The organism is Arthrobacter sp. TJ-217, from assembly GCF_058269255.1.
The window spans coordinates 19,938-31,723 of the sequence record NZ_JBZCNJ010000008.1 but is presented as its reverse complement, the minus strand read 5'-3'; the positions used below and the strand labels follow the sequence as shown (position 1 = coordinate 31,723).

General features: G+C 67.5%; 5 protein-coding genes. 3 read left to right on the top strand and 2 right to left on the bottom strand.

What is annotated here, in order from left to right; all coding sequences use genetic code 11:
• The first annotated feature begins 20 nt into the window (after positions 1-20).
• Positions 21-4,844 (top strand): NAD-glutamate dehydrogenase, encoded by a 4,824-nt coding sequence (locus AC4D2R_RS14150; protein ID WP_490940700.1) that lies wholly within the window; start codon positions 21-23, stop codon positions 4,842-4,844.
• Between the two features lie 9 nt (positions 4,845-4,853).
• Positions 4,854-6,329, top strand: a complete 1,476-nt coding sequence (locus AC4D2R_RS14145; RefSeq protein ID WP_490940699.1) for a sensor histidine kinase — start codon at positions 4,854-4,856, stop codon at positions 6,327-6,329.
• 149 nt (positions 6,330-6,478) lie between these two features.
• On the opposite strand, the gene AC4D2R_RS14140 is transcribed toward AC4D2R_RS14145, so the two are convergent.
• Positions 6,479-6,727, bottom strand: a complete 249-nt coding sequence (locus tag AC4D2R_RS14140; protein WP_490940934.1) for a WhiB family transcriptional regulator — start codon at positions 6,725-6,727, stop codon at positions 6,479-6,481.
• A gap of 456 nt (positions 6,728-7,183) precedes the next feature.
• Between AC4D2R_RS14140 and AC4D2R_RS14135 the strand changes: the two genes are divergently transcribed.
• The gene (locus tag AC4D2R_RS14135; RefSeq protein ID WP_490940697.1) at positions 7,184-7,576 is read left to right on the top strand and encodes a hypothetical protein; all 393 of its coding nucleotides are present in this window, start codon (positions 7,184-7,186) and stop codon (positions 7,574-7,576) included.
• Positions 7,577-7,700: 124 nt separating this feature from the next.
• Here the strand turns inward: AC4D2R_RS14135 and AC4D2R_RS14130 are convergent, their stop codons facing one another.
• Positions 7,701-11,762: a type VII secretion EssC family protein gene (locus tag AC4D2R_RS14130; RefSeq protein ID WP_490940695.1), complete on the bottom strand. Its 4,062-nt coding sequence runs from the start codon at positions 11,760-11,762 to the stop codon at positions 7,701-7,703.
• Positions 11,763-11,786: the final 24 nt, after the last annotated feature.

The window sequence follows — 11,786 nt, the reverse complement described above, 5'->3', positions numbered from 1 at the left end:
TCGTTATGGAGGCGTTTTTCATGTCGTCTGGATCCAGCGTCACGGATCAGTTCAGTTCAGACACTTCGCTTGAGGATTTCATTGAGCACTACTATGAACACCTCGCCGGGGAGGACGCAGAGACCATCAGCGGTGAAGGGCTCCGCAGCCGGGCCCTCGCACACAGGACGCTCGCAGCGTCCCGCCCGGTAGGACAGCCCGTCGTCGACGTCATCGATGTCGGCGACTCAAGTGTCGTGATGATCGCGACTGACGACATGCCGTTCCTCGTCGACTCGGTCACCGCCGAGCTCGTGCGCCAGAACGCGGCAATCCGCCTCGTGATCCACCCGACGTTCATGGTGGAGCGCGACCGAAGCTCCTCCTCGCTGACCAACCTCCGGCGGGTTCCCTCAACGGCAGGAGCCTCAAGCGGCGACACCGCCGCCCTTCCCCGCATCTCCGACCCCCACGACGAGCGCATCACGTCGATCGAGTCCTGGATCTCCATCGAGATCAACCGGGTGCGGGACGAGGCCGGCCGTCAGGCAACCATCGAGGGGCTCCGGAAAGTCCTTGGCGATGTCCGCCTCGCCGTCGAGGACTGGCAGGAAATGCGCAGCAAGGCGCAGAGCATCGCCGATTCCCTGGGATCGGTCGAAGGCGCCGGAGACATCCCGGACCTGCGGCAGGCACAGGAGCTGCTTCGCTGGCTCGACGACGGCAACTTCACCTTCCTCGGCTACAAGGAATACGACCTGGTCGAAGATTCCGGCATCGACGCTCTTCAGGTCAGGCCGGGCAGCGGGCTTGGCCTGCTGCGCCACGGCGGGGACACCCGGCGCATCCAGCACCTGACGACGGCCGGCAGGGCGAAGGCGCGCGAGAAGCGGGCCCTGCTCATCACCAAGGCCAACTCACGCTCCACGGTCCACCGTGCGGCCTACCTCGACTACATCGGCATCAAGAGCTTCGACGCCCAGGGCAACGTCAACGGGGAGCGGCGGTTCATCGGCCTCTTCGCAACCAGCGCCTACACCGGCTCCGTGCGCAACGTGCCGATCGTCCGCGACAAGGTCGCCGAAATGCTCAGCCGCTGCGGGTTCCCCTCGAACTCCCATTCCGGCAAGGACCTCCTGTCGATCGCGGAAACCTATCCGCGTGACGAGCTGTTCCAGATCGAGGTCCAGGACCTCATCAACACCGCCATGGGCATCCTGCGCCTCCAGGAACGGCGCCGCACCAGGCTGTTCCTGCGCCCCGACGTGTACGGACGCTTCATGTCCGCCCTCGTTTTCCTTCCCCGCGACCGCTACACGACGAGCGTGCGGCTGCGCATCGAGGATGAGCTCAAGCGCACCTTCGACGCCGACTCAATCGACTTCGAGGCACGCGTCAGCGAGTCGGCGCTCGCCCGGCTGTTCTTCCGCATCCGGCTGCCCCGGGGCGAGGAGGTGCCTGCGGTCGACACCGCAGAGCTCGAGGGGCGCCTGGTCCGGGCGGCCCGGTCCTGGTCCGAAGGCATCGACGAGGTGGCCAAGACCCGCTTCGACGCCGAGACCGCCAAACACCTCGCCTCCCTGTGGGATGAGGCATTCCCGGCCGGATACCGCGTTGACTACGAGGTGGAGGAGGCACTCGAGGACGTCGTCCGCTTTGAGTCGCTCGGCGCCTCGCGGACAGGCGCGCCCGGCATGCACGTCTACGTGCCGGAGGGCGCTGGAGACACCGTCAAGGAAGACGCCCGGCTCAAGCTCTACCTCCGGGAACCGCGCAGCCTCACGCAGATCCTCCCCTTCCTGCACAACCTGGGGCTCGAAGTCCTCGATGAGCGCCCGTTCGAGATTTCCCGGGCCGACGGCGAGCAGTTCTTCCTCTACGACCTCGGCCTGAAGTACCCGGCCGGAATCGACCCCCTCACCACCGCCGACCTGTTCAAGGAGGCCTTCGCGGCGGCCGTTGTGGGCGACAGCGAATCCGACACCTTCGACCGCCTCGTCCTGCGCGAGACCCTCAAGTGGCGCCAGGTGCTGATCCTGCGCGGCTATGCCAAATACATGCGCCAGATCGGCAACACCAACTCCTACGGGTTCGTCGCCGACACCCTGCTGCGCAATCCCGTGGTTGGACGGGCGCTCGTGGCGCTCTTCGAGGCGCGGTTCGATCCGGAGCTGGCGGGCGACCGCACAGAGGCGGCCGATGCGGTGCGGCGGGAGCTTACCGAAGGGCTCGAGCAGGTCCTCACGCTCGACGCCGACCGGGTGCTGCGCACCTTCATCAACCTGATCGAAGCGACTCTGCGCACGAACTTCTTCCAGGACAAGCGCCACGTCAGCTTCAAACTGAACACCCCGATCATCGACGGCGCGCCGTTCCCACGTCCCAAGTACGAAATCTGGGTCTACTCGCCGCAGGTCGAAGGAGTGCACCTCCGCTTCGGCGAAATCGCCCGGGGAGGCCTGCGGTGGTCCGACCGCCGCGAGGATTTCCGCACCGAGGTCCTCGGCCTGGTCAAGGCGCAGACCGTCAAGAACGCCGTCATCGTTCCGACCGGCGCCAAGGGCGGGTTCTTCCCGAAGCAGCTGCCCGATCCGAGCATCGACCGCGCCGCCTGGATGGCTGAAGGACAGGCCAGCTACCGCACCTTCATCCGGGGCCTGCTCGACATCACCGACAACCTCGTGACGACGGACGGAAAAGAGTCCGTCGTCGTTCCCGACCGCGTGGTCCGCCATGACAGCGACGACTCCTACCTTGTCGTTGCTGCTGACAAGGGCACTGCGTCCTTCTCCGACATCGCCAACAGCCTGTCGGAGGAGTACGGCTTCTGGCTTGGCGACGCGTTCGCCTCGGGGGGCTCGGTGGGCTACGACCACAAGGCGATGGGCATCACGGCCCGCGGCGCCTGGGAATCGGTCAAGCGCCACTTCAGCGAGTTCGACATTGATACCCAGACCCAGGACTTCACGGTCGTTGGCGTCGGCGACATGAGCGGCGACGTCTTCGGCAACGGAATGCTCCTGTCGGAGCACATCAAGCTCGTTGCGGCCTTCGACCACAGGCACATCTTCCTCGACCCGAATCCCGACACCGCGGCCTCCTACGCCGAACGGCGGCGGCTGTTCGAGCTGCCGCGCTCAAGCTGGGAGGACTACGACGCCTCACTGCTCAGCGAGGGTGGCGGCATCTACCCCCGCCAGGCGAAGACCATTCCCGTGTCGCAGCAGGTCCGGGAGGTGCTGGGCCTCGACGGCTCGGTCAGCACCCTCAGCCCGCCGGAGCTGCTGCGGGCCATCCTCAGCGCGCCGGCCGACCTGCTCTACAACGGCGGCATCGGCACCTACGTGAAGTCCTCTGCGGAGACCAACGCGGAAGTCGGTGACCGAGCCAATGACGCAATCCGGATCAACGGCAGTGACCTGCGCGTCAAGGTCGTCGGAGAGGGCGGCAACCTGGGCATGACCCAGCGGGGCCGGATCGAGGCCGCACTCAACGGGGTGGTCCTCAACACCGACGCGATCGACAACTCGGCCGGAGTCGACTGCTCCGACCACGAGGTCAACATCAAGATCTTCGTCGACCGCATGGTGAGCCTTGGCCGGATGACGGAGGAGGAACGTCCGGCGTTCCTTCACTCAATGACGGATCAGGTCAGCGAGCTCGTCCTGCGCGACAACATCGACCAGAACGTGCTGCTGCTGAACGACCGCCAGCGCATCATCGAGTGGAGCCCTAGCTTTGAGCGGCTGATGGACTGGCTCGAGGTGAAGGCGGACCTCGACCGCGGCCTCGAATCCCTGCCGACGACCAAGGAGCTCCGCGCACGGCTCGAGACAGGCAAGGGCCTCACCTCGCCCGAGCTGTCGGTCCTCGCCGCCTACGCAAAGATCGAACTGGCCAAGGCACTCACCGCCAGCAACCTGCCCGACGATCCGTGGTTCTCGGGTACCCTGCGCCAGTACTTCCCGTACCAGCTCGTTGAGCGCTTTGGGGACATGCTCGATACGCACCCGCTCCGTCGGGAGATTATCGCGACCACGATCGCTAACGACATGGTGAACATGGGCGGCATCACCTTCGCCTTTAGGGTGATGGAGGAGACCTCCGTTCCCGAAGCCGTCGTGGCCCGGGCCTTCGTCGCGCTGCGCGAGATCTACGAGCTTGACTCGATCGTCAGCGCGCTCGAGGACCTGCCCGCCGACTTCTCAACCGAGCACTGGTGCGAGGTCCACCTCGACCTGCGCCGTCTGCTCGACCGTGCCGTCCGCTGGTTCGTGAACCACGTCGAAGCCGGAACCACAGTCGAAGAGGACATTGCGGCGTTCAAGCCCCTCATCGATCCGCTGCGGTCCCGGCTCGCCTCCTTTGTCCGCGGCTGCGACCTTGAGCGCGTTGAGAAGTGGCGGGCAGCGGCAGAGGAGCGGGGCCTTCCCGAGTCCATCCGCTCCACGTGGGCCGAGCAGTTCGAATCCTTCGCCCTGCTCGACATCGCGTACAGCACCCGCCGGGTCGATGAACCCGTTGAGGACATCGCCCGGGTCTACTACGCGGTCTATGACCGGTTCCGGGTCGACAACCTGCTTGAGCGCATCACGCTGCTCCCGCGGACCGACCGGTGGCAGGCGCTCGCCCGCGCGGCATTGCGCGATGATCTCTACTCAACGGTCGCTGACATCACGGTGGCGGTGTTGAAATCGTCGCAGCGGGGCGCCGACGCGTTGGAACGGCTCGGTCAGTGGGAGGCTTCGAACGCCGACCAGCTGGAACGGGCCCGCAGCATGTTCGCTGAGGTCAACAGGCTGGAGCGGGACGACATTTCGTCGCTCTCGGTGGCGCTCCGCCTCCTGCGATCCATCGTCCGCTGATCCGGTCCAATGGCGATCTTCACCGACCCGATCCGGGACTACAAGGGGTTTGCCCCGGGCGACGCCGAATGGCTTCACTTGCTCGTGGGCGACTGGCAGATGGTCGCCGACCTTGCCTTTGCTGACCTCGCACTGTGGTTCCCGCTCGAGGAGGGCGGCTACGTGGCGCTCGCCCACGCGCGCCCGTCCACATCGCAGACCGTCTTCCACAGCGACTTCGTGGGGGAGCGGATCCGGGCGGATCTGCTCCCGCTGGTGGACCGCGCCTGGGAAAGCCAGCGGATCGAGCGCACGCCCGAGACAAGCTGGACCACCGATATGGCCATGCGCGTCGAGGCGGTCCCCATGGTGCGCAACGGGCGGACCCTTGCGGTCGTGACCACGCACATGGACCTCTCAAGCTCGCGCATGCCCTCCCGGCTGGAGCTGACCTACCGCCAGTGTGCCCACGACCTGCTGCGGATGGGCACGCTCGGGCTCTGGCCGGACTTCGCGACGCCCACCGGTTCCCGCCGCGGCGCCCCCCGCGTGGGCGACGGACTGATCCGCCTCGACGTTGAAGGAGTCGTGCAGTATGCGAGCCCCAACGGCGTCTCCGCCTTCCGGCGGCTCGGCGACGTCGAGACCCTCGAGGGACGGCCGCTGGCCGAAATCACAACGCCGCTGCTGAAGGACCGGCGGATGGTCGACGAGACCCTTCCGCTCGTTGTCACCGGCCGCATGCCGTGGCGAACGGAAATAGCCTCGCGGGGAGTCAGTCTTTCCCTTCGGGCCATTCCGCTGCGGGACGAGAAGGAACGCTTCGGTGCCCTCGTGCTCGTGCGCGACGTCTCCGAACTGCGGCGGCGCGAAATGGAGCTCGTCTCAAAGGACGCGACAATCCGGGAAATCCACCACCGTGTGAAGAACAACCTGCAGACCGTCGCAGCGTTGCTGCGCATGCAGTCGCGCCGCATGGTCAGCGAGGAGGGGAAACAGGGCCTGGAGCAGGCGATGCGCAGGGTCGGCACGATCGCCCTCGTCCATGAGACGCTCTCCCAGGGCTTGTCGCAGAGCGTCGACTTCGACGAGCTGATTGCGCGACAGTTCAGGCTCTCCGCCGAAGTCGCATCACCGGCGCAGACCGTACGCACGGAACGCAGCGGAGATTTTGGGGAACTGCCCAGCGACTTCGCCACTCCGCTTGCCCTCGTGATCAACGAGCTCGTCACCAACGCCGTCGAGCACGGCCTCGCCGAGCGGGGAGGCACCGTATGGCTGCTGGCGAACCGGCGCACGGACCACAGTGGAGAGGAAGTCCTCGACGTGACGATCGCCGACGACGGCATAGGACTGCCGCCCGGCGGCCACGCCGAGGGGCTCGGCCTCCAGATCGTCCGCACCCTTGTGACAAGCGAACTCGGCGGGACCATCGAGTGGAGCGCCCGCGAAGGCGGGGGGACCTCGGTGACGATCGAGGTCGGCCTGAGCGGGGAAAACGCTTAACGTTCCCCGCTGTGGTGCGGCCAACCGCAGTAAAGCCCACGCAGGAAAGCGCACGCAGGAACGCAGGCAGAAAAAGGAAGGGCCGCCCATCGGGGCGGCCCTTCCTTTTAGTATGGCTGAGAAAGTCTCAGATCTGCTACTCCACCCGGTTAGGAGGCCCGGCGGGCGCGGGCTGCACGGCGCTTGAGTGCCCGCCGTTCGTCTTCGCTGAGGCCACCCCAAACGCCGGAGTCCTGGCCGGATTCTATGGCCCACTGAAGGCAGGTGTCGATCACCGGGCAGCGGCGGCAGACGCTTTTAGCCTCTTCGATCTGAAGAAGCGCCGGTCCGGTGTTTCCGACCGGGAAAAACAACTCCGGGTCTTTATCCAGACACGCAGCGCGGCTACGCCAATCCATGTTGATCACATTCTCCTTTAGCTCCTTGTGAAAAGATTCACGAAGGGCCTCATAGTAAAGGGGCCCTATCCGGCCCCCGCGTTTTCCTTTATCAAGGCTGTCACGTTACCGTCTGGTAAACAAGGGGTACGGGGCCGTGAGTTGCCTGGTAGGAGTGAGCGTTACATCACAGAAGCGGCATATTTGCGTTTTGGCCCTCGATGTGGCCCACGCAGTCGGGAGCGCTGGGCAGTCCGTGGGATTTGCAATGCGGCGCTCCAACCGCCCAGTCCCTTCGCGGCGGCGCCGTCCATCCGATAGGGTTCCGGTGTGACGAAATCCCCCCGATCGGAACCACCGCGTCCCCAATCCGGTCGCAAATCCCGACCGAAAACCGGTCCGAAGGGCTCGGAAACCCAGCCAGCACGCAATGCACCGCAAGCGGCCGAGCCGGCGGAGGCGAAAACACCGTTGGCTGTGCGCCCGCCCGGTGTCGTCATCATCGCGGGGCTGCTCGCTTTTGAATCCCTCGGGCTGCTGGCAATCGCCGTGTGGTATATCAACGGGCTTTTGACTTCGACCCCCCTCTCGGTGGGCGGCGCGGTCTTTATCGTGGTGTTCCTGCTGCTTCTCGCGGGCTGGCTGGCGGCGGTGGCCAGGGCGCTGCTGCGCGGATTCCGCTGGCCGCGCACTGCAGCCTTGGTGTTCCAGTTGTTCCTTGTGATTCTTTCGATGTCGCTGTTCTCCACGGGCGCCGTCCTCGGCGGCCTGGTGATGGTGATCCCCGGCGCCATTGTGCTGCTGCTGCTCTTCACGCCCCGGGTGCTTGCCTACACGGTGCGGACGGTGGATTCCGGCAGGGCCCTGTAAGGACGCACTTCAACCGCGCACCCTAACCCCGCACTCCACCGCACTCTCCAACGCAGTGCGGCCACCTGCGGGTAGGCAGTGAAGCGCCCCTCCTGGTGGTTACACCCAACCGGGTGAAGCGGCCTCAGGAACTGACACCGCTGCACAGCGCCACCTGCAGCTCGGTCGCGGTCCCGCCGTCGATGAGGAATCCCCGGCCGGGCAGTAAAGGTCCGTACACATCGAGCCGCACTCCGAAGAAATCTCCATCGGCTGCCGCGCGGGGCGCGAGGACCAGCCCGGACCCGGACGCCCGGGCCTGCAACGCCAACGGAACGCGCGTCGTCAGGAGGGGGCCCGGCGCCGCAGTCAGCACCGCCCGCGCACCCCGGGCAAGAAGTGAGGAGGCGGCCTGATGGACCTCCGGGGCCAGCCGGTCGGCGTCGTCAAGCAGTAGGACGCACTCCTCGGGCGGAACCGCCGAGGCACTGTCAGCGGACAGGCCCCAGTACTCGGCTTTGCCGCTGCCGCGAGCCGGCCGGAGGCATAGCATCCCGGGCGGGAGACACAGCGCAATATGGTCGAGCAGGTTGCTGCGTCCGGAGCCCGGGACTCCGAGCGCCAGGACGGGCAAACCCACGGGCAGACTGAGGTGGACCGTTTCAAGCTCGTCCCCCGCCACCCCGATGGGAACGGCACACCCAAATCCAGCCGCGGCGGCAACGGGAGGAGCCGGTGCCGCCGCGAGCGCCGAGGCCGGCACGACGGCAGGCAGCGGCTCCACCCTGAACGGCCGGCGCCGGGGCGGCGGCAGGAACGCGGGCAGCGCGGGGGTACCGCCGGCGTCAATGAACTGCGCTACGGCCGGAGCTTGCCCCGCCATCCTTCCGAGAACGAAGCCCCGCCCTGGAACCCTGTCCATTGCAGGCAGCGGCGGCCAGGTCATGAGGGTGTCCTCGTGTGCCCCGGTGGGAAAGTATGCCCTGCTGGGAATGGCAGCGAAGGGGCGTCCCGTGATCAGTTCTCGCATGCCCGTCGTCGCGACGACGACCCCAACGTCGCCTCCGTCCCTCATCACGGCGAGCAGTGCTTCCTCGGCGGCCGCATACCTGCCATCCCGGAAGAGGCCACTCCATCTGCCCCACCCCGAAATGAATGCGCAGACCAGCTGTTCAGGAGGGCCCTCGGTACCGGCGAGCCGGCCGCCGACAAGGTCGGCCAACCGGTGAAGGACCCGCGCTGCCCGTTTGGCCTCATGCCCGGCGACATACGCACCTGTCTGGGCCGCGTGAGCCGTGAATCGGAGCGATCCGTCACCGTCGAGGACATACGCATGGATGTTGGGCTCCGCCGACAGAGTCTCGCGGGCCAGGACCTGGAGAGCCTGGACGGACCCGGACCCCGCGGGTCCGATGAAGGCAACGTGCGAATGTTCCCGCGGCGTCCACCCGAGGCACTGCTGTTCCTGGCGGTCGGGTCGGTCGATGACGCCCAGAACCGCCCTCCCGCCGCCCTGTGGCACCCGCGTGCGCGGCAGGACCGGCGGGAGCTGCGGGAGGACCGGCCGCCGCAGCGGCGCTGCACCGGACTCGCGCCACGCTCCGGCAAGCGCCGCAACGAGGCAGTGGAGTCCGGCCGCCCGATCCTCCTCTGCGTGTGGGCGGGGAACTGCGGAGCCGGCACGCGGGCGGAGGTACTCAGCGAGGTCGGCAACAGGATCACGCAGCGACCGCGGGCGCGCGATGTCCGCCGACTGGAATCCCACCGCGGCGGCAGGTCCGACTTTGAGGAACGCCCGCCCGGGGCAGCCCACCGGGATCACCGATGCCTCCTCCGACCCGAGGACATCCTGGGAGTCCTGTGCCCCCTGCATGCGGAACGCGATCGTCGTCGTGACGTTGGCGCGGATATCGGCGCCGATTGCGCCCTGGGGGCGCTGGGTCGCCATCACCAGGTGGATTCCGAGCGAACGGCCCAGGGAGGCGAGCTTCATGAGGTCGGCGGCCGCTCCCGGCACGGCGTCGGTAAGCATGCGGAACTCATCGATCACCACCACGAGGCGGGCGACCGGCGGCGCCGATGCTGTCCGAGGGAACTGCTCAAGGTCCGGTGCTCCCCATTCGGCGAAGAGCTGTTCCCTCCGGCGCAGCTCGGCAATCAGGGAAGTCAGCGCCCGAGCCATCGACTCGAGGGTCAGGTCGGTGAGCAGCCCGACACAGTGGGGGAGGTCCGCGAGCGCCCCAAGTCCCGAACCGCCCTTGAAGTCGATCAGGAGGAAGTTGACGGCTTCAGGAGGATAGGCGGCCGCGGTGGCCAGCACGAGGACCTTGAGGAACTCGGATTTCCCCGACCCGGTGCTTCCGGTAACGAGCAGGTGCGGGCCCTGCGCAACGAGGTCAAGGACCAGGAAGCCACGCTCGGTGCAGCCGATCGGGACGCGCACCCCAGTGACGCTCCTTGTGGCATCCCAGCGGCTTGTCACCTCGCCCGCTGCCGGGCTGCTCGATGAGCCGATGCAGTCCCAAAAGGAGCAGCTGCGCGGCAGGGAAGCTCTAGTTTCCCCTGTCGCCGGTGCAGTGCCCGAGCCCAGTGCGCGGGCGGTCCGCTCGAACGTAAGGGCACCGACAAGATCCGGCGCGAACGGCAGTACCCGCCCCTCCGTCTCCATCTCCATGACCGCCGGTCCCGCCCGCTTGCCCGCATCTTCCCTCGGCGCGGCGCTGATGAAGCGGACGACCGCGGCTGTCCCCTCCGGAAGCGCAGGCAGCGGGCTGAACTGCAGGACCCCGGTACAGCCACCATGCGTCATGAGGTCCTCGAGGCTTTCCGGAGTCGAGGCAAGGTGCACCCCGGGGAGGAACCGTGCGCTGAGGGGCAGCTGCCACGGCTCGCCCCAACACACAACCCCCGGCAAACACCCCTGTGCAGCGGCCCACTGGAGCAGAATGCACCGCGCGAGGCCGAGGAGGTCGCTGCGGGATCCCCGGAAAACCACCTCGGCCGAAACCGCGGGATGGGCCGGGCGCAGGGGAAGGTCGACGAGCACCGGAACCGACCTGAGCACCGGAGGTTTCCAGCCCGGGATGGGTGGGCTGACCTCAAGCCGCGCCGGCTGGTCGGCGGTGCCCGCCCGCAGCCGCACGTGCTCGGCCCGCACCCCCGGAGCTGCGACCCCTGAACCCGCCACCCCTGAACCCGCCACCCCTGAACCCGCCACCCCTGAACCCGCCACCCCTGAACCCGCCACCCCTGAACCCGCCACCCCTGGACCCGCGACCCCTGAACCCGCAGCGGCCGGCTGGATAAAGGACGCCGCTGCCGCAGCAAGGGCGACACGTCCCACATCCGGCGCCGCATGCCGCCGCTCCTCGTGCCGGCGGGCGGCATCCTTTACATCGGCCGCGAAGCGCCGCGCTCGCCGTCGTCCCACAAGCAGTGACACCACGGCCGTCAGCGTCGACAATGCACTGAAGGCGAGGAAGAGCCCCATCTGGGTAACCGCCGCAATGCCTGCCCCAAGCAGCAGTGACACCAGCGCCGCGGCGAGCACCTGGCGCCCGCGGTCCGTATCGGGGGGAGCGGTCACCTCCAGCGGAAGGTCAATCGGCTCCGGTGGACCCGGCGGCGTCGACGGCTTCCGGAACACGGCAAGCGAACAGGTCGAGCCGCCGATCCGCAGCGACGATGCTGTGGTGATCACCGCTTCGGTGATCCTGCGCCCGTCGACCCAGGTACCGTTCGCCGATCCGGCATCCCGAAGACGGACGGCATTTCCTCCAAGGTCCAGCGTGGCGTGCCAACGCGAAAGCTCCGGGTCGCGGATGACAATGTCGCAGCCGTCCCGGCCGATCGTGTAGCGCCCGCGGCCCAGCGCGGTGAGCTGCCCCGCGTCCGGGCCGGTGCCGACGACGAAGACGAGGCCGGGCCCGCCACGGGGGGCACGCGACCACCTTCCCGGGCCGCGGTGCAGTGCACCGCCGGCCACGAGCACGGCGCCGTTGACCAGCGGGGGAATGCCCGGGGTGAGGTGTTCGAGAGGAATCCCCGACACCGTGAAGAACGCGCCGCCGAAGGTTGAGTGGAGATGCTCCTCAAGGTCCGCCCCCGTAGCCGCCGACCGCAGGTCGACCACCACCTCCCGCGGGAGCATGGCGGCAACGCCGGAGGGTGTGTCAGGGCCGGCAACCAGCGTGACATGCAGGGCCACGACGCCTCCTTCAGGCTCAGTACG

Bases quoted from the DNA above. Each gene is read 5' to 3' on its own strand.
- AC4D2R_RS14140 (WP_490940934.1), bottom strand. From the start codon at position 6,727: ATGGATTGGCGTAGCCGCGCTGCGTGTCTGGATAAAGACCCGGAGTTG.
- AC4D2R_RS14145 (WP_490940699.1), top strand. From the start codon at position 4,854: ATGGCGATCTTCACCGACCCGATCCGGGACTACAAGGGGTTTGCCCCG.
- AC4D2R_RS14150 (WP_490940700.1), top strand. From the start codon at position 21: ATGTCGTCTGGATCCAGCGTCACGGATCAGTTCAGTTCAGACACTTCG.